The sequence below is a fragment of the Methylobacterium sp. yr668 genome, from assembly GCF_900116245.1.
Lineage (GTDB): Bacteria > Pseudomonadota > Alphaproteobacteria > Rhizobiales > Beijerinckiaceae > Methylobacterium.
This window is the reverse complement of record NZ_FOZY01000009.1, coordinates 15,032-32,841: the sequence shown is the minus strand read 5'-3', so window position 1 is coordinate 32,841 and position 17,810 is coordinate 15,032. Positions and strand designations below refer to the sequence as shown.

At 72.3% G+C, this 17,810-nt stretch carries 13 protein-coding genes; 9 read left to right on the top strand and 4 right to left on the bottom strand.

The annotated features are described in order from the left end of the window. Positions 1-45: 45 nt before the first annotated feature. The 8 genes from BM419_RS13610 (at position 46) to BM419_RS13575 (ending at position 10,719) form a co-directional block, all read left to right on the top strand. The gene (locus BM419_RS13610; protein WP_091683142.1) at positions 46-2,511 is read left to right on the top strand and encodes a sensor histidine kinase NtrY-like; all 2,466 of its coding nucleotides are present in this window, start codon (positions 46-48) and stop codon (positions 2,509-2,511) included. Next, positions 2,508-3,872, top strand: a complete 1,365-nt coding sequence (locus BM419_RS13605; protein ID WP_020095571.1) for a nitrogen assimilation response regulator NtrX — start codon at positions 2,508-2,510, stop codon at positions 3,870-3,872. Before BM419_RS13610 ends, BM419_RS13605 begins: the two co-directional genes overlap by 4 nt. Before the next feature lie 196 nt (positions 3,873-4,068). Then, positions 4,069-4,320, top strand: a complete 252-nt coding sequence (gene hfq, locus BM419_RS13600) for an RNA chaperone Hfq (protein ID WP_007563033.1) — start codon at positions 4,069-4,071, stop codon at positions 4,318-4,320. Between the two features lie 248 nt (positions 4,321-4,568). Further along, positions 4,569-5,981 carry a GTPase HflX gene (gene hflX / locus BM419_RS13595; protein ID WP_020095570.1) on the top strand — a complete coding sequence of 471 codons (1,413 nt, stop codon included), beginning with the start codon at positions 4,569-4,571 and terminating at the stop codon, positions 5,979-5,981. After that, on the top strand, positions 5,981-7,306 hold the full coding sequence (locus BM419_RS13590; protein ID WP_020095569.1) for an adenylate/guanylate cyclase domain-containing protein: 1,326 nt from the start codon (positions 5,981-5,983) through the stop codon (positions 7,304-7,306). The genes hflX and BM419_RS13590 overlap by 1 nt, the downstream gene beginning before the upstream one ends. A gap of 157 nt (positions 7,307-7,463) precedes the next feature. Next, positions 7,464-8,438 (top strand): putative selenate ABC transporter substrate-binding protein, encoded by a 975-nt coding sequence (locus BM419_RS13585; protein ID WP_020095568.1) that lies wholly within the window; start codon positions 7,464-7,466, stop codon positions 8,436-8,438. A 5-nt stretch (positions 8,439-8,443) separates the two neighbouring features. Further along, the gene (locus BM419_RS13580) at positions 8,444-9,160 is read left to right on the top strand and encodes an ATP-binding cassette domain-containing protein (RefSeq protein WP_020095567.1); all 717 of its coding nucleotides are present in this window, start codon (positions 8,444-8,446) and stop codon (positions 9,158-9,160) included. Beyond that, complete coding sequence (locus tag BM419_RS13575) at positions 9,160-10,719, top strand: PhnE/PtxC family ABC transporter permease (RefSeq protein WP_020095566.1); 1,560 nt, start codon at positions 9,160-9,162, stop codon at positions 10,717-10,719. Before BM419_RS13580 ends, BM419_RS13575 begins: the two co-directional genes overlap by 1 nt. Before the next feature lie 154 nt (positions 10,720-10,873). Here the strand turns inward: BM419_RS13575 and BM419_RS13570 are convergent, their stop codons facing one another. Beyond that, positions 10,874-13,120, bottom strand: a complete 2,247-nt coding sequence (locus BM419_RS13570) for a TonB-dependent siderophore receptor (RefSeq protein WP_020095565.1) — start codon at positions 13,118-13,120, stop codon at positions 10,874-10,876. Positions 13,121-13,349: 229 nt separating this feature from the next. After that, positions 13,350-14,693: an alpha/beta hydrolase gene (locus BM419_RS13565; protein WP_020095564.1), complete on the bottom strand. Its 1,344-nt coding sequence runs from the start codon at positions 14,691-14,693 to the stop codon at positions 13,350-13,352. 285 nt (positions 14,694-14,978) lie between these two features. Between BM419_RS13565 and BM419_RS13560 the strand changes: the two genes are divergently transcribed. Then, positions 14,979-15,164: a hypothetical protein gene (locus BM419_RS13560; protein ID WP_020095563.1), complete on the top strand. Its 186-nt coding sequence runs from the start codon at positions 14,979-14,981 to the stop codon at positions 15,162-15,164. A gap of 43 nt (positions 15,165-15,207) precedes the next feature. Here the strand turns inward: BM419_RS13560 and BM419_RS13555 are convergent, their stop codons facing one another. Together BM419_RS13555 and BM419_RS13550 are read right to left on the bottom strand one after the other, a co-directional pair. Further along, entirely contained in the window at positions 15,208-16,845 is a 1,638-nt protein-coding gene (locus BM419_RS13555) for an acyl-CoA synthetase (RefSeq protein ID WP_020095562.1), read from the bottom strand. Between the two features lie 94 nt (positions 16,846-16,939). After that, positions 16,940-17,500 (bottom strand): PAS domain-containing protein, encoded by a 561-nt coding sequence (locus tag BM419_RS13550; RefSeq protein ID WP_020095561.1) that lies wholly within the window; start codon positions 17,498-17,500, stop codon positions 16,940-16,942. Between the last annotated feature and the right edge of the window lie 310 nt (positions 17,501-17,810).

The window sequence follows — 17,810 nt, the reverse complement described above, 5'->3', positions numbered from 1 at the left end:
GGATTCGTATTAATTCCGCCACACTGTTGTGGCCCTGCACCAGTCATGCCGTTCCTGAGACGCTCACGGACAGAGGAAGGCCCCGCGTCGGTCCCCGAGAGGGGTGCCGACGGGGCGGGCCAGGACGCGGTCCAGCAGGACGCGGGCCAGCAGGACGCTGTCCAGCCGGCCGCGGATCAGCGGGACGCGGGCACGCCCGCGGGCCCCGAGGCGTCCCAGCCGTCCGGCACGCCTCTGGCGGAATCGCTGCGGCCGGGCCCGCGCGGTCCCGGCTGGATCGGCGCCGCCATGGTGATCACCGCCCTGGTCTCGGCGCTCGCGACCTTCCTGATCCTGGCCGGGGTGATCCGGGTGACGCCGACGCCGGCCTACGGCGTGACGCTGCTGGCCATCAACGCCGCCCTGGTGCTCGGCCTCGCGGTCATCATCGCCTGGGAGGCGCGGGTCTTCCTGCACGCCCGCAAGGCCAACGCCGCGGTGGCGCGCCTGCACACCCGCATCGTCGGCCTGTTCTCGCTGATCGCGATCCTGCCGACGATCCTGCTCGCCGTGGTCGCCTCGGTGACGATCGACCGGGGCCTGTCGCTCGGCTTCACCGACCGGGTCCGGGACGTGGTGCTGAAATCCGTGGAGGTGGCCGACGCCTACCAGGAGAACCAGTGCCAGAGCCTCGCCCGCGAGATCCGCATCCTCGCCGACGACCTCACCCGGGCCCGGCCGAACTTCGACGTGAACCGGGACTGGTTCCAGACCTTCCTGACCACCCGGGCGACCAATCTCGGCCTGCCGGTGGCGCAGATCATGCGCGGCCCCACCGAGGTGGTGGCCCGGGCCAAGATCGACGTCCTGAAGACGAACCGCCTGCCCTCGGCGGCGGCCTTCGAGGACGCGGCGAACTCCGCCGATCCGATCTGCCTCCTGCCCACCGAGGGCCGGGTCTTCGCCGCGCTGCTGCGCATGCCGGCCTACGACGACGCCGTGCTGATGGTGCAGCGGGAGGTGAGCCAGCTCGCCATCGAGTTCCCGGGCGTGTCCCGGGCGGCGGCGGCCGAGTACCTCACCTACGATTCGCTGCGCCGCTCGATCCAGATCACCTTCGCGTCGGTGTTCCTGCTGATCGCGCTGATCGCGCTGCTCTCGGCCGTCTGGTTCGGCATGAACTTCGCCAACCGGTTCGTGGCGCCGATCCGGCGGCTGATCAACGCCGCCGACCAGGTGGCGTCGGGCAATTTCTACGCCCAGGTGCCGACCAAGAAGACCAGCGGCGACCTCGCCCACCTGGGCGAGAGCTTCAACAAGATGACCCAGGAGCTGCGCCGCCAGCACGCCGGCCTGATCGCCGCGAGCGACCTGATCGACACCCGCCGCCGCTTCACCGAGGCCGTGCTGTCGGGGGTCTCGCCCGGGGTGATCGGCCTCGACGCGGCGGGCTTCGTCACCATCGCCAACCCCGCCGCCGAGCGGATGCTCGACCTCGCGAGCGACGCCCTGGTCGGCGAGCCGCTGGCCCGCGCGGTGCCGGAGCTCGCGCCGGTGCTGGCCGAGAGCGAGGCGCGCCCGCGCAGCCTGCAGCAGCAGCAGGTCCAGCTCACCCGGTCCCGGGGCGAGCGCACCATCACGGTGCGGGTCACGAGCGAGCAGGCGCAGGGGGCGTCCCGCGGCTCGGTGGTGACGCTCGACGACATCACCGACCTCGTCCAGGCGCAGCGCAGCTCCGCCTGGGGCGACGTGGCGCGCCGCATCGCCCACGAGATCAAGAACCCGCTGACCCCGATCCAGCTCTCCGCCGAGCGGATCCGGCGCAAGTACGGGAAGGTCATCACCGCCGACAAGGAGGTGTTCGACCAGTGCACCGCCACGATCGTGCGCCAGGTGGACGAGATCAAGCGCATGGTCGACGAGTTCTCGGCCTTCGCGCGGATGCCGAAGCCCGCCATCGCGCCGAACGACCTCACCGAGATCGCCAAGCAGAACCTGTTCATGATGCGGGTCGCGCACCCGGACATCGACTTCGCGTTCTCGGCCCAGGGCGGCGCGGGCAGTGCGGAGAAGATCGTGGCGGCCTTCGACATCCGGCTGCTCAGCCAGGTGATCACCAACATCCTCAAGAACGCCGTCGAGGCGGTGGCCGAGGTGCCGGAGGCCGAGCTCGGCAAGGGCAAGATCAGCCTGAACCTCGCCGTCGAGGACGGGTTCGCGGTGATCGCCGTCACCGACAACGGCAAGGGATTCCCGGCCGAGGGGCGCCAGCGCCTGCTCGAGCCCTACATGACCACCCGCGAGGGTGGAACCGGGCTGGGGCTTGCTATCGTCAGCAAGGTGCTCGAGGAGCACGGCGGCGGGATCGAGCTGAACGACAATCCCGCCGGCCGCGGCGGCCAGGTCCGGATGCGGGTCCCGCGCGAGCACGGGCCCGAGCCGGCGGCGGCGGCCCCTGAGACCAGTCCCGTCACGACAGAGGAGAAGGGCGCCGCGCCGACGGCCCCCCGGATCGCGGAGATGCACGTATGAGCGCCGATATCCTGATCGTCGACGACGAGGCCGACATCCGCGACCTCGTCGCCGGGATCCTGGACGACGAGGGCCACCGCTGCCGCACGGCCGGCGGCTCGGACGAGGCGCTCGCCGCCATCGAGGCGCGCCGGCCGCACCTCGTCTTCCTCGACATCTGGCTGCAGGGCTCCCGGCTCGACGGCCTGCAGGTGCTCGACCTGATCAAGGCCGCGAACCCCGACCTGCCGGTGGTGATGATCTCGGGCCACGGCAACATCGAGACCGCGGTCTCGGCCATCAAGGCGGGCGCCTACGACTTCATCGAGAAGCCGTTCAAGGCCGACCGGCTGATCCTGGTGGCCGAGCGGGCGCTGGAGGCCTCCCGGCTCCGGCGCGAGGTCCGCGACCTGACGGCGCGCTCCGGCGCCACCAACCGCATCGTCGGCACGTCGCTCGCCATCAACCAGCTGCGCCAGACCCTCGACCGGGTGGCGCCGACGAACGCCCGGGTGATGATCACCGGGGCGCTGGGCGCCGGCAAGGAGCTCGCGGCGCGCAGCCTGCACAAGGCCTCGGCCCGCTCGAACGGCCCGTTCGTGCTCCTCAACGCGGCGGCGATCCTGCCCGAGACCATGGAGGCCGAGCTGTTCGGGGTCGAGGGCGAGAGCGGCCGGCGGGTCGGCGCCCTGGAGGAGGCCCACGGCGGCACCCTCTACCTCGACGAGGTCGCCGACATGCCGCGGGAGACCCAGAACCGGATCCTGCGCGTCCTCGTCGACCAGAACTTCCAGCGGGTCGGCGGCACGACGCGGGTCCACGTCGATGTCCGCATCATCTCCTCGTCCTCCCGGGACCTTCAGGAGGAGATCGCCGCCGGCCGCTTCCGCGAGGACCTGTTCCACCGCCTGTCGGTGGTGCCGATCCGGGTCCCGGCCCTGTCGGAGCGCCGGGAGGACGTGCCCGAGCTGATCCAGTTCTTCATGGACAACATCTCGTCCCAGACCGGCCTGCCCAAGCGCCGGATCGCCGAGGACGCCATGGCGGTGCTGCAGTCGCACAACTGGCCGGGGAACGTGCGCCAGCTCAAGAACAACGTCGAGCGGCTGATGATCCTGACCCAGGCCGACCCGGAGCAGGAGGTCACCTCGGAGATGCTGCCCTCCGAGATCGGCGCCCTGGTGCCGACGACGCCGGGCGGCGCGGGCGGCGAGAAGCTGATGAGCCTCGCGCTCCGGGAGGCCCGCGAGATCTTCGAGCGCGAGTACCTCGTGGCGCAGATCGCGCGGTTCTCGGGCAACATCTCGCGCACCGCCGAGTTCATCGGCATGGAGCGCTCGGCCCTGCACCGCAAGTTGAAGTCCCTCGGCATCGGCCCGTGAGGCCGCGGCGCCGGGGCGCGCGTTGAGGGCGGGGCCGATCCGTCACGGATCGGCTGGAACGGGGGTTGCTTGCACCCACGCTTTCACGTCGTCATGGTGTTGGTATACACGGCCCTGGACCGGATGATCGGACGATCCGGCCCGCGGCATACTCCTCCCGGACCGAGCGAGCCGGGACAACAAGAAGGCCAAGAAGATGGCGGGCGAACGCGCACAGAACCTTCAGGACACCTTTCTCAACCATGTCCGCAAGAACAAGATTCCGCTGACCATCTTCCTCGTCAACGGCGTCAAGCTGCAGGGCGTGGTGACGTGGTTCGACAATTTCTGCGTGCTGCTGCGCCGGGACGGGCACTCGCAGCTGGTCTACAAGCACGCGATCTCCACGATCATGCCGGGCCACCCGGTGCAGCTGTTCGAGCCGGACGAGACCGCCGAGAAGGCGTGAGGGCCGGCGGCCCCGGCGCCTAGCGGGCCGGAAGCCGGGGATCGGGCGGGTCGGAGGCCCGATGCGCCGCGCGGGCGACGCCGCGCGACCGGCGCGGCCGCGGCGGGGGAGGGCGGATACCCCGCCCGCCGACGGATATCTGTGCCCGTTCGCGGCCGGCATCTTGGCCCGGCCCGCCCGCATCCCCATTCTGACACTCCGACCTCTCCAACGAAGCCGTCGCCCGGGGCGGCGGCGCCGAAGGCCGTATGACCGAAACGCTGACGTCCGGCGAAGCCCGCCTCCAGGCGCAGGCCGCCCCCGAGGGCGAGATCGCCGCGGCGACCCACACCCTGGTGATCGGCCCCTACCTCGCCCGCGGCGCGGCGGGGGCCGGCCCCGGACCGGCCGCGCCGTCGCGCTCCGTGGAGGCCCGCCTCGACGAGGCGACCGGGCTCGCCGCCGCGATCGAGCTCGACGTGGTCGAGAGCCTCGCCGTCAGCCTGCCGCGGATCCGGCCCTCCACCTATCTCGGCAAGGGCCGGGTCGAGGAGATCGCCGGCCTGATCCGCGCCCGCGAGATCGGCCTCGTCGTGATGGACTGCGCCCTGTCGCCGGTGCAGCAGCGCAACCTCGAGAAGGCCTGGGGCGCCAAGGTCATCGACCGCACCGGCCTGATCCTGGAGATCTTCGGGCGCCGCGCCTCCACGCGCGAGGGCACGCTGCAGGTCGAGCACGCCCACCTCGCCTACCAGAAGTCCCGCCTCGTCCGCTCCTGGACCCACCTGGAGCGCCAGCGCGGCGGCTTCGGCTTCCTAGGTGGCCCCGGCGAGACCCAGATCGAGGCCGACCGGCGCATGATCCAGGAGCGCATGACCCGGATCGAGCGCGACCTCGACGCGGTGGTGCGCACCCGCGGCCTGCACCGGCAGAGCCGGGCCCGGGTGCCGTACCCGATCGTCGCGCTCGTCGGCTACACGAACGCCGGGAAGTCGAGCCTGTTCAACGCCCTGACCCGGGCCGAGGTCACCGCCAAGGACATGCTGTTCGCGACCCTCGACCCCACCGCCCGGGCGACCAAGCTGCCCCACGGCGAGACCGTGATCCTGTCGGACACGGTGGGCTTCATCTCCGACCTGCCGACGCCCCTGATCGCGGCCTTCCGGGCGACGCTCGAGGACGCCATCGAGGCCGACGTGCTGCTCCACGTGCGCGACGTCGCCCACGTCGATTCCGAGGCCCAGGCCGAGGATGTCGGCGAGGTCCTGCGCGAGCTCGGCATCGAGACCAGCACCGACCGGATCATCGAGGTCTGGAACAAGGCCGACCTGCTCGACGACGACGAGCGCGCGCGGCTCCTGAACCTCAGCGGCCAGGCCAGGGCCCGCAACGACCGCGACAGCGCCGCGCCGGTCCTGGTCTCGGCGGTGACCGGGGAGGGGCTCGCCGCGCTGTCGGCCCGGATCGAGGCGCGGATCGGGCGCAACCGCGCGAGCTTCGCGGTGGCGCTGCCGCCGGAGGACGGGGCGGCGCTGAACTGGCTCTACGAGAACGCCGAGATCCTCGACCGCCGGTCGGAGGCCGACGGCACTCTGCATCTCGCGATCCGGATCGCCCCCGAGAAGGAGCCGCGCTTCCTCAACCGCTTCGCGGCGGCCCGGCGCCTCGGCCGGGGCGGTTGATGGCCTCGGGCAGCGCCGGCAACCCGACGCTCTCCGCGCTGCGGCCCGCGCGGGCTCCTGCCGAGGGCCGGGCGGATCCCGGATCGGACGACGAGGCGGTTTTGCGGACCATGCAGGCCGGCGGCGGCCTGCGCCTGCTCGGCCTCCGGGTGGTGATCGTGCTGGTGCTGCTGATGGCGGCCCAGGCCTATGACGGCTCTCTGCACGCCCTGAGCCACTGGTTCATCCTCGGCCTGTACGGCCTCGGCACGATCTGGTTCGGGCTGCGGGAGCGGGGCGGCGGCCCCGCGGCCACCGTCTACAGCTGGGCCGGCACCGGCCTCAATGCCGGGCTCGCCGTCTACGTGATCATCGAGCACATGCTGGCCGGGGGCGGGGCGGGGCTCGGCGCCGACGCGGTGAGCCGCCTGCCCGCCTTCCTGCTCCTGCTCCAGACCGGCCTGAGCATGCGGGTGGCGCAGACCCTGCTATTCTGCGGGCTCGTCACCGTCTGCTGGAGCGCGGCCTTCCTGGTCGGCCTGATCCATCCGGACCTGTTCCCGAACGCCGACACCTTCCCGACCGCGCAGCTCACCGGGCTCGCCACCTTCATGGCGGCGGGCCTCCTGGTGGTCGACGGCATGGTCCGCCTGCGCGCCGCGGTGGTGCGGGCCCTGCGCATGGAGCACGAGCGGACCCAGCTCGCCCGCTTCGTGCCCGACACGGTCGCCCTCGACCTCGCCGCCGACGACGGCGATTCCGGCCTCGGCATCCACCGGCGCCACGCCTGCCTGATGATCCTCGACATCCGCGGCTTCTCGCGGCTCTCCCGCGAGCACCCGCCCGAGGCCATGGTGACGGCCCTGCTGGGGGTCCGGGCGGCGGCCCAGGCGGCGGTGGCGGAGCAGGGCGGCCTCGTCGACAAGTATATCGGCGACGCGGTGCTGGTGCAGTTCGTCGTCGGCCATCCCGACGTCCAGGCGCGCGCGGCGCTCGCCTGCGCCCTGTCGATCCGCGACCGGATCGCCGCGCTCAACGCGGCCCGCGCCCGGGAGAATCTGTTCCCCCTGCGGGTCGTGGTCGCCCTGCACGCGGGCGACCTGCTGGTCGGGGTCTTCGACGACGGCGTGCGGGCCGAGTACACGGTGCTGGGCCCGGCGATGAACGCCCTGGCGCGGATCGAGACCCAGGCCAAGGCGGCCGAGATCGAGATCGCCGCGTCGGGAGACTTCCTGGACCTGCTCGGCGGCGTGCTCCCGGCCGGGATCCGGGCCGTGCCGGTGCCGGACGCCGCCCTGCCGGAGCACCTCACCCTGTCGGCGATCGCGGTGGCGCCCGGCGCCTGAGACGGATTCCCGGGGGGATCCCGGCGGCGTCTCGGCGGTCTCCCGGCGCCGCAGGGCGCCGGGATCGCGAGGATCGAGGCTGGCGCGCGCGGCGTCTTCTGCTACGCCCGCCGTGTTGCGAGCCCACCGTGCGTGGGCGTGGTGCCACGAGGACGCGATGCAGGGATCGACGCTGGGATCGAAGCCGGGCTCCAAGCCGGGCTCCAAGCCGGGATCGAGGTCGGGATCGAAGCCGGGACCGGGCTGGCTGGGGCGGCTCGCCCTGGGCGTCCTGGCGGCCCTGGCCGCCGCCGGGCCGGCGCGGGCGCAGGAGAAGCCGGCCGCGAAGGCGCTCCCGCCCCTCGTCTTCACCGGCATCCCCGACCAGGACGAGAGCCGGCTGGTCGAGCGCTTCGGCAAGGTCGCCGCCTATCTGGAGGCCGAGCTCGGCGTGCCGGTGCGCTACATCCCGGTGAAGAGCTACCCGGCGGCGGTCACCGCCTTCACCAACGGGCAGGTGCAGCTCGCGTGGTTCGGCGGCTTCACCGGCGTCCAGGCGCGCAAGGCCGTGCCGGGCTCCCAGGCGATCGCGCAGGGCGCCGAGGACGCGGCGTTCAAGACCTATCTCATCGCCAACGCCGCCACCGGGCTGAAGCCGGAGAAGGATTTCCCGAAGGCCGTCGCGGGCAGGACCTTCACGTTCGGCGCCCGCGCCTCGACCTCCGGGCGGCTGATGCCCGAGTACTTCGTCCGGCAGGCCTTCCCGGGGAAGACCCCGGAGCAGGTCTTCGCCCGGGTCGGCTTCTCGGGCGACCACACCCGGACGATCCAGCTGGTCCAGTCCGGCGCCTTCGCGGTCGGCGCCGTCGACTACTCGGTCTGGGACCTCGACTCGAAGGCCGGCAAGGTCGACCCGAAGGCCGTCTCGGTGATCTGGGAGAGCCCAACCTTCCCCGATTACCAGTGGACCGTGCGGGGCGACGTGGAGCAGACCTACGGCGCCGGCTTCACCGACAGGCTGCGGGCCGCGCTGACCGGCATCGCCAACCCGGCGATCCTGGAGCCGTTCGGGCGCTCGAAGTTCATCCCCGTGACCAACGCGGCCTACGAGCCCCTCGTCGAGGTCGGACGCTCCACCGGCCTCCTGGACTGACGCGCGTGTCGCGCGGCGCGGCAGCCGGCGAGGAGTCGGGCGAGGAGTCGGGCGCGGGGTCCGGCGCGGCCATCGTCCTGGCGAACGCCTCCGCGGCCTATGACGGGCGCCCGGTTCTGTCGGGCCTCGACCTGACCGTGCGGGCGGGCGAGCGGGTCGCGCTCATGGGGCGCTCGGGGGCCGGCAAGTCGACCCTGATCGGCCTGATCCACGGGCAGGCCCCCGGGCGGGTGGCCCTGGTGCCGCAGGCGGCCGCCCTGGTGCGGCCGCTCTCGGTGTTCCACAACGTCTACATGGGCCGCCTCGACCGGCGCTCGACCCTGCACAACCTGCGCACCCTGGTCCGGCCGGCGCGGGCCGACGTCGCCGCCGTGGCGGCGGTCCTCGACCGGGTCGGGCTCGCGGACCGGCTCTGGGACCGGGCCGGGGAGCTCTCCGGCGGCCAGCAGCAGCGCGTCTCGGTGGCCCGCGCCCTCTACAACGGACGGCCGATCCTGGTGGCGGACGAGCCGGTCTCGGCGCTGGACCGCCAGCAGGGCGGCCGGATCCTCACCGAGCTGGCCCGCGGGCACGAGACCCTGATCCTGGCGCTCCACGACGTGGCCCTGGCCCTCGCCCACACCGACCGGATCGTGGTGCTGGAGGCCGGCCGGATCGTCCTCGACGCGCCCTCGGCCGGCCTCGACCCGGCGCGGCTCAGCCCGTTCTACGAGGCCGCCTGATGGGCGCTCTCGCCGGCAAGGCCGGGTTCCTGCCGCGGCCGGGCTACGCGGCGGTGAGCCGCTGGTTCCTGGCGGCGGCGCTCGCCGGCCTGCTGGTCGCCGACCTGCAGGTCACGACCCTCCACCCCTTCGCCGACCTCGCCCGGCTGCTGGGCGGCCTGATCCGGCCCGATTTTCTCGCGGTCGAGGGCTGGAGCGTCCTCTACACCGTGGCCTTCGCGATGCTCGGCGTCGGGCTCGGGGCCGGGACGGGGCTGCTGCTCGCCGTCCCCTTCGCCCGCTCGCGCGCCGTCCGGCTCGCCTGCGCGGGCCTGCGCGCCGTCCACGAGCTGTTCTGGGCGCTGCTGCTGATGCAGGTCTTCGGCCTGTCGGCGACCACCGGCGTCCTCGCCATCGCGCTGCCCTACGCGGGCATCTGCGCCAAGGTCTACGCCGAGTTGATCGAGGAGGCCGACCTCGCGGCGCTCCGCGTCCTGCCCGCGGGCACCGGCGCGGTCTCAGCCTTCCTGTACGCGCGCCTGCCCGAAGTGGCCGGACGGATGCGCGACTACACCCTCTATCGCCTCGAATGCGGCCTGCGCTCCAGCCTCGTGCTGGGCTTCATCGGCCTGCCGACCATGGGCTTCGCCTTCGAATCCGCCTTCCGCCAGGGCCGCTACGCCGAGGCCGGGGCGCTGCTCCTGATCTTCTACGCGCTGATCGGCACGCGCCGGCTCTGGGTGCGCGCCCGGACCCTGCCGTTCCTCCTCGTCGGCGCCGTGCTGGCGCTGCCGCCGACCGTCGGCAGCGCGGCGATCGGCCCGAGCCTCGCCCGCTTCCTCGGCCACGACGTCGTGCCGGCCCCGCTCCGGGGCGCGCCGCTCGCCGAGCCCGAGACCTGGGCGCGGCTCTGGTCGTGGCTGCGCCCGATCCTGACCGAGCAGGTCCTGCCCGGGACCGCCCAGACCCTGATCCTGGCGCAGATCGCCCTGGCCGCCACCGCCCTCGGGGCCCTCGTCCTGTTCCCGCTGACCGCGCGGCGCTTCGCCGGGCCGATCGGGCGGCCGCTGGGGCGGGCGCTCCTCGTGGTGGTGCGCTCCACGCCGGAATACATGCTGGCCTACGTCGCCCTGCAGCTGCTCGGCCCCTCGATGCTGCCGGCGATCCTGGCGCTGGCCCTGCACAATGCCGGCATCGTCGCCTACCTGATGGGCCGCCACGCCGACGCGATCCCCTACCGGGCGGACGCGCCGCGGGGCCTCGACCTCTACGCCTACGAGACCGTGCCGCGGCTCTACGGGCAGTTCCTGGCCTACCTGCTCTACCGCTGGGAGCTGATCCTGCGGGAGAGCGCGATCTTCGGCATCCTGGGGGTCACGACCTTGGGCTTCTATGTCGACGCCGCGATCTCGGAATTGCGCCTCGACGTGGCCCTGGTGCTGATCGCCGCCACCGCGCTGGTGACGATGGCGGTCGACGCGTTCTCGCGGGCGCTCCGCCGGTCCCTGCGGATCGACACCCTGCCGACCCGGCTCTCCGGGCCGCAGCCGATCACCGGGGCGGAGGCTGCGGACGGCTGATCGGAGCGCCGCCGTCGTTGCGAGCGGAGCGGAGCAATCCAGCAGCGCCACGCCCGCCGATGTCGCGCTGCCCTGGATCGCCTCGCTGCGCTCGCGATGACGGGGCTGGTCACCATGCTGCGGGCGGCCGCTAACAAGAACCGCCCGGACCGCCTCACCACTTGTAGCTGACCTTCGCCAGCACCCGCCGGGCGTCGCCGTAGAAGCACGACACGTTCGACTGGCAGGAGGCGACGTAGCGCCGGTCGGCGAGGTTCGAGGCGTTCACCTGGAAGCGCCAGTTCTCGTAATCGTAGTGCACCTGCGCGTCGAACAGCACGTAGTCGGGCACCCGCAGGGTGTTGGCCACGTCCGCGAAGGAGCTGCCGACGTAGCGCACGCCGCCGCCGAAGCCGAAGCCGCGCCACGGCCCGAGCGGGATGGTGTAGTCGGCGAACAGCGAGGCCAGGGTCTGGGGGATGTTGACCGGCGTCTTGCCGACCCGCACCGGATCGGCATCCCGCTCGGTGGTGAAGTCGAACTTGGTGAAGGACGCCACGAGGTTGAGGCCGTCGGCGACGTTGGCGACGAGCTGCGCCTCGAAGCCGGTGGAGCGCACCGCGCCGACCTGCGTCTGGAAGATCGTGTTCACCGGGTTGGGGGTGAGCACGTTGCTGCGGTGGATGTCGAAGCCCGCCAGCGTCAGGAAGTAGCCCTGGCCGGGCGGCTCGAACTTGACGCCGCCCTCGACCTGGTCGCCGGTATCGGGCCTGAAGGTGCGGTTGTTGATGTCCACGCCGATCTGGGGCTGGAACGAGGTCGCGTACATGATGTAGGGCGCGAGGCCGAAGTCGAAGTTGTAGATCGCCGCCGCCCGGTAGGTGAAGGCGCTGTCGTTGCGGCCGTTGGTGTTGGCGGGCGTCAGGCGGTCGTAGACGGTGTTCTGGACGAAGTCCTGGCGGCCGCCGAGGATCAGGGTCAGCTCCGGCGTGAGCTTGATCTGGTCCTGGAAGTAGAGGCCGACCTGCTGGAACGAGTTGGCGTTGATCAGGTAGGGCGAGGCCGAGACCGCCTGCGGGCCGTAAGCGGGCGCGAGGATGTTGAGGTCGGGGCCGGGGAAGCCCGAGGCCTGGTTGTCGTGGATCTGGAAGTTCCGGTACTCCACGCCCATCAGGAAGTCGTGGCGGAAGAAGCCGTCGAAGAACTTGGCCTCGGCCTGCGTGTCGACGTCGAGCTGCGCGATCTTGGCGGAATCCCGGAACAGGTAGCGGCCGAGCTGGGTCTGGAGCGGGTCGGTGTAGCCGAGCTGGCCGATATAGGAATTCTGGAAGCTCTGCGTGTAGCCGTAGCGGGCGTTCTGGCGCACCGCCCAGGTGTCGTCGAAGACGTGCTCGAACTCGTAGCCGATGAAGGCCTGGTCGCGCCGGAAGGTGTTGAAGCCGGCATCGCCCACGTTGAGCGAGCGCGGGATGCGCAGGCCGAGCACGGTCGGCCGGGCCGTGCCGTAATAGGGCAGGAAGTTCGCCGTCACGGCCGTGTTGTCGTGCTGGAAGCTCGACAGGACCGTGAACTTGGTCGACCCGTCCGGCTTATAGGTGAAGGCCGGGGCGATGTAGTAGCTGTCGTCCGGCGCGCCCTGGACCTGCGTGCCGCCGTTGCGGGCGTAGCCGGTCAGGCGGCCGAACCAGTGGCCCTCGGCGTCGGCCGGGCCGCCGACGTCGAAGGCGGCGTAGCGCTGGTCGAAGGAGCCGCCGCCGACCTCGACGAGCCCGAACGGGGTCTCGGTCGGGCGCTTGCTGATCTGGTTGATCAGGCCGCCGGGATTGCCGGCGCCGAACAGCACCGCGGAGGGGCCGCGCAGCACCTCGATGCGCTCCAGCCCGAACGTGTTCACGCGGCTGTAGGCGAAGCCGTAGTTCAGGAGCTGCAGGCCGTTGAGGTAGAGGCCGTAATCGCTGACCACGAAGCCGCGGAGCTGGAAGAAGTCGAGGCGCGTGTCGGCGCCGAAGGTGCCCGCGTAGGTGCCGGCGACGTACTGGGTCGCCTGGGTGAGGGTCTGGGCGTTCTGGGTGTCGAGCTGTTTGCGGCCCACGACGCTGATCGATTGCGGCGTCTCGATCAGCGGGGTGTTGGTCTTGGTCGCGGTCGCCGAGCGCCGGGCCACGTAGCCGTCGATCGGGCCGGTCGGGCTCTCCGCGCCGCGCACGGGTGCGCCGGCCGGGGCCCCGGAGGCCGGGCCGCCGCCCTGGCCGGTGACGCTCAGCTCCTCGAGCTGCACGCTGCCGCCGGCGGTCGGGCCGGCGCCGCCGCGGCGCGACGCGTCCTGGGCGAGGCTCGGCGCGGCCTGCGCCAGCACGGCGAGTGAGGCCCCGGCGAGCAGGGCGCGCAGGGTGACGCCGGGGAGGGGGGGGACGGCTCTCATGGTCTCTTGCCGGATGCGACGCTGCGGGCAGCCGACCGCGCGCGCCGGGGGCCACCCCGGCGTCTCGGCCGCGCTGTTTAGAATTGTGATAAAGTACTGTAAAACTTGATCTTTCTCCATCCGGACTACGGGCAGCCGGACGCGGCCGCAAGCGGCCTTCACGCGGAAGGCGACGCCTGTTGCCGTAGCGACACGTATCGGTGGTGCGGCGGGGGGCGGTCCCGCGGAGCTACTTCACCCGGTCCGCGAGCCAGCCGGCCAGGACGTCCGCGACGGCGTCGCTGTTCGTCTCCAGCATCATCATGTGGCCGTTGCCGTGGAGGCCGCGGTCGGCCAGCCGGACCACGTCCGGCCTGGCGCCGGCCTGGGTCAGGAACGCGACGGTGCAGTCGTCGTAGGTCGCGTGGAAGGAGGCCTCCGCGGTCACCACCACGGCCGGCACCTTGGCGAGGTTCGGCAGGGACCGGACGGGCTCGCCCTGCAGCCAGCAGCGGATCCGCCCGTCCGCGGCCCTGTCGGACTTGGATTCGGACCCCTTGGCCGCCTGCGCCACCGTCAGGTCCTCGGGCGCCCGGACCGGCGGGTCGAAGGTCAGCGGCATGCGGGTCAGCCCGTAGGCGCGGGCGCGCCCGTCGCCGGTCTTCTCCCAGAACTCCTTGCCGCCGCGGAACTGCACGTCGAAGAAGGGCGGGCCATTGGGCTCGACGGCGACATGGGCCTTCACGAGGTCCGGCCGCGCGTCCGAGGCCGCCCAGCCGAACAGGGCCGCCTGACCGTGGGTGAGCAGGATCGCCGGCCCGATCCTGTCCAGCAGCGCCACCAGGGCCGGGTCGACCCATTCCTCGGTCTGCTGGCTGTTGGCGAGGAACGGGACCTGGCTGGCGAAGAATTGGTCGAAGGCGGCGTTGCCCTGCACGCCGGCCCCGCCCGGCCAGCGGGTGTGGAGCTTGGCCTGCGGGTAGAGGTCGTAGACCTCGGGCGCCGTGTGGGTGCGCTCCAGGCTGCGGGTGCCGAGCCGGTCGTAGGGGCCGTAGACCTCCGGGTTGGTGCCCGAGCGCCCGCGCCCGACCTGATCGACCACGTAGACCTGGTAGCCCTTCTCGACGAAGCGCTGCACCCAGCCCGGGCGGCCGTCCGCGGTGGCGAGGTAGTTCACGCCGGTCTGGGCGAGGCCGTGGACCATCACCACCGGGTAGGGCTGCGTGACCCGGGCCGGGGTGCGCGACTGCACGAACATCTGGCCGACCATCACGGTCTTGTCGCCGAGCTTCTGGTAGCGGCCGCCGATGTAGAAGTAGCCGGCGCGGGTCACCGGCTCGGCCGGGCCCGGCTCCGCCGCCGGCGCTCCCGGCGCGGCGGGGGCGTTCGGAGGCGTCGTGGGCAGGGGCGCGGGCTGGGCCGGGACCGGCCCCTGCGCCCGGGCGGGGCCCGCGACAGGCCCGGCTCCCAGCACAGTTCCCAGTCCGGCGGCCAGGATCAGCCCCTGAGCGGCGCGCAGCGCCGCGCGGGTGCCGTTCGCGGTGCCGTTCGCGGTGCCGTTCGCGATGCCGCCCGCGATGCCGCTGCCGGCCATGCCGTCTCTCCCGGATGCGCGCCGCTCCGCGCCGGCGCTTATTGCGGGAAACGCAACGTTCCACCAGCCAGGAAAGCTGCACGGTCCCGCGCGATCATCCCCGGCCGGACGAAGCGTCGCGGCGACCGGGATCGCGGCCGAGCCCGGCCCTCCGCGCATGCCAGGCGCGACCGCGGCGGCGCTGGCGCGGCGCGGGCGGCGCGCCCACCTTGGGGAGGCACCGGCGCCACAGCGGCGCCCCCCGCCCGGATCGCCCGCGGCGGGGCGAAGCCAAGGACTCCCGCCGTGGATCCCGAAACCGTCAAGACCCTGGTCTCCGCCGCCCTGGTCGCGTCGATCACCCTGTTCAGCCTCGTGTCGCTCCAGGCGTTCGTCGCCCAGATCCTGGCCGACCTCCGCGACGCCGGGTCCGCCCCGAAGCCCGTGCCGGTGCCGGTGCGCGTCGACCGCCGGGATCCGCCGCAGGCCTGACCGGCCCGCCGCTCCGATCGACGGGTGCCGGGCCGGGCGCGGATCAGGCCCCGTCCTGCCGGGCCCGCTCGCGCAGGATGAACTTCTGCACCTTGCCGGTGGAGGTCTTCGGCAGCTCGCCGAAGACCACGTGGCGGGGGAGCTTGTAGGAGGCCAGCCGCCCCCGGCACCACTGGATCAGCTCGTCGGCCGTGGGGGTCGCGCCGGCTTTGAGCTCGACGAAGGCGCAGGGCGTCTCGCCCCACTTCGCGTCGGGCTTGGCCACCACCGCGGCCGCGGCCACTGCCGGGTGCTTGAACAGGGCGTCCTCGACCTCGATCGACGAGATGTTCTCGCCGCCCGAGATGATGATGTCCTTCGAGCGGTCCTTGAGCTGCACGTAGCCGTCCGGGTGCTTCACCCCGAGGTCGCCCGTGCGGAACCAGCCGCCCTTGAAGGCGGCCTGCGTAGCCGCCGGGTTCTTGAGGTAGCCGCGCATCACCACGTTGCCGCGCATCATCACCTCGCCGATCGTCGCCCCGTCGGCGGGCACCGACTCCAGCGTCTCCGGGTCGCGCACGTCGAGGGCCTCGAGCACCGGGTAGCGCACGCCCTGGCGGGCCTTCCGGGCTGCCCGCTGGTCGGCCGCCAGCGCGTCCCAGTCGGCGTGCCAGGCGTTGACCACCGCCGGGCCGTAGCTCTCGGTCAGGCCGTACAGGTGGGTCACGTCGAACCCGGCCTCCGACATGCCGGCCAGCACCGCCTCCGGCGGCGGGGCCGCGGCGGTGAAGAAGGCGACGCGCCGGGGCAGGTCGCGGCGCTCGGCATCGGGGGCGTTGATCAGCATCTGCATGACGATCGGCGCGCCGCAGAGATGCGTGACCCCGTGCTCGGCCATCAGCCGGTACATCGTCTCGGCCCGCACCTGCCGCAGGCAGACATGGGTCCCGGCCACGATCGACAGGGTCCAGGGGAAGCACCAGCCGTTGCAGTGGAACATCGGCAGGGTCCAGAGATAGACCGGGTGCTGGCCGAGGCCGCCCGTGATGACGTTGCCGAGGGCCAGCAGCGCCGCCCCGCGATGGTGGTAGACCACGCCCTTCGGGTCGCCGGTGGTGCCCGACGTATAGTTCAGGGTGATCGCGTCCCACTCGTCGTCCGGCAGCCGCCAGTCGTGCTCCGGGTCGCCGCCGGCCAGGAAGGCCTCGTAGTCGGTCGCGCCCAGGCGGGCGCCCGGGCCGTCGTACTCGGGATCGTCGACGTCGATCACGAAGGGCTTGGGCTCCAGCCCCTCCAGGGCCCCGGCGGCCGTCCGGGAGAACTCGCGGTCGGTGATCAGCACCTTGGCCTCGCCGTGCTGCAGGCAGAAGCGGATCGCGTCGGCGTCGAGGCGGGTGTTGAGGGTGTTGAGCACCGCCCCGGTCATCGGCACGCCATAGTGGCACTCGATCATCTCGGGGGTGTTGGCGAGCAGCGCCGCCACGGTGTCGCCGCGGCCGATCCCGCGCGCCGCCAGCGCCGAGGCGAGGCGGCGGGCCCGGGCGTAGACCTCCCGGTAGGGCCGCCGCAGGGGGCCGTGGACCACCGCGACGTGGTCGGGAAACACCCGCGCGGCCCGGTCCAGGTAGAGCAGGGGCGTCAGCGGCTGGTGGTTGGCCGGGACGCGGTCGAGGTCGCGGTCGTAGATCGTGTCGCGGGCCATCCCCGTCCTCCCGGCAAAGTGTTGCCGGGACAGTAGCTTGCCGGAACGGGCGCGATCAATCGGTCCGGCGGGGCTTCCGCGCCCCGTCGCGCGCTCAATGGCGCGGCTCGTCCTCGGGTTCGGGCAGGAAGCGGGCGAGCTCGAAGCCGATCTCGATCATCAGGTGCTCGATCCGGTCGGTCAGCGACGGCCGGTGCAGGGCGCGGGCGAGGTCGCGCAGGGCGATGACGTGCTCGGCCATCCGGTTCACCACCCGCTCGCTCTGCACGAGGTTCGCGGCCTGCTCCTCGGTGCGGTCGATGGCGATGCCGCGCCCGCGGGTCGCCCCGCCGGCGGGGTCGCGCTCGATCCGGCCGCGCATCAGCAGCGTGCGGATCCCGGTGCGGGTGTCCTTCGTGCGGAACTCCGCCTCGACGGGACCGCCGGTCTCGGCCACCGCGTGGAGATAGCTCTCGATCCGGACGCGGTCCTCGGGATGGGTGCGGTCGAGGAAGGCCTCCAGGGACACGCCGGCGGCGGCCGCCTCGGGGTCCAGGCCGAGCAGATCCGCGAGCGGGGCCGAGAGCGCCAGCTGCCCCGCCCAGTAATCGTGGGCCCAGGTGCCCACGACGCCGGAGGCCTCCAGAATGGATTGCGGGATCGGGGCTTCGGACATGCCATTCCTCGATGGGGCGATCCTTGTCTTTAAACTTGAGGTTTTCACCCCCACCAAGCTCCTCGTCTCACCCGCGCTCACGCTACGGTATCCGGGCGTCGCTGGAAAGGCTGTTAACCCTCTATATGCCAAGAATCTTAACTTGAAGTTTAGACTGCTGTCCTGCTGCCGCACTGGGCGGGGATATCCGCGAGGGACCGTTGTCTTAACGGCTCGTTAACCATGTCGACCCCAACCTATGCCCCGACATCCTTGGGTCACAGGATCGCGGCACGCCGCGAATCCCATACCTGAGGTTGGCACAGACGGC

Bases quoted from the DNA above. Each gene is read 5' to 3' on its own strand.
- BM419_RS13610 (WP_091683142.1), top strand. From the start codon at position 46: ATGCCGTTCCTGAGACGCTCACGGACAGAGGAAGGCCCCGCGTCGGTC.
- BM419_RS13605 (WP_020095571.1), top strand. From the start codon at position 2,508: ATGAGCGCCGATATCCTGATCGTCGACGACGAGGCCGACATCCGCGAC.
- hfq (WP_007563033.1), top strand. From the start codon at position 4,069: ATGGCGGGCGAACGCGCACAGAACCTTCAGGACACCTTTCTCAACCAT.
- hflX (WP_020095570.1), top strand. From the start codon at position 4,569: ATGACCGAAACGCTGACGTCCGGCGAAGCCCGCCTCCAGGCGCAGGCC.
- BM419_RS13590 (WP_020095569.1), top strand. From the start codon at position 5,981: ATGGCCTCGGGCAGCGCCGGCAACCCGACGCTCTCCGCGCTGCGGCCC.
- BM419_RS13585 (WP_020095568.1), top strand. From the start codon at position 7,464: ATGCAGGGATCGACGCTGGGATCGAAGCCGGGCTCCAAGCCGGGCTCC.
- BM419_RS13575 (WP_020095566.1), top strand. From the start codon at position 9,160: ATGGGCGCTCTCGCCGGCAAGGCCGGGTTCCTGCCGCGGCCGGGCTAC.
- BM419_RS13570 (WP_020095565.1), bottom strand. From the start codon at position 13,120: ATGAGAGCCGTCCCCCCCCTCCCCGGCGTCACCCTGCGCGCCCTGCTC.
- BM419_RS13565 (WP_020095564.1), bottom strand. From the start codon at position 14,693: ATGGCCGGCAGCGGCATCGCGGGCGGCATCGCGAACGGCACCGCGAAC.
- BM419_RS13555 (WP_020095562.1), bottom strand. From the start codon at position 16,845: ATGGCCCGCGACACGATCTACGACCGCGACCTCGACCGCGTCCCGGCC.
- BM419_RS13550 (WP_020095561.1), bottom strand. From the start codon at position 17,500: ATGTCCGAAGCCCCGATCCCGCAATCCATTCTGGAGGCCTCCGGCGTC.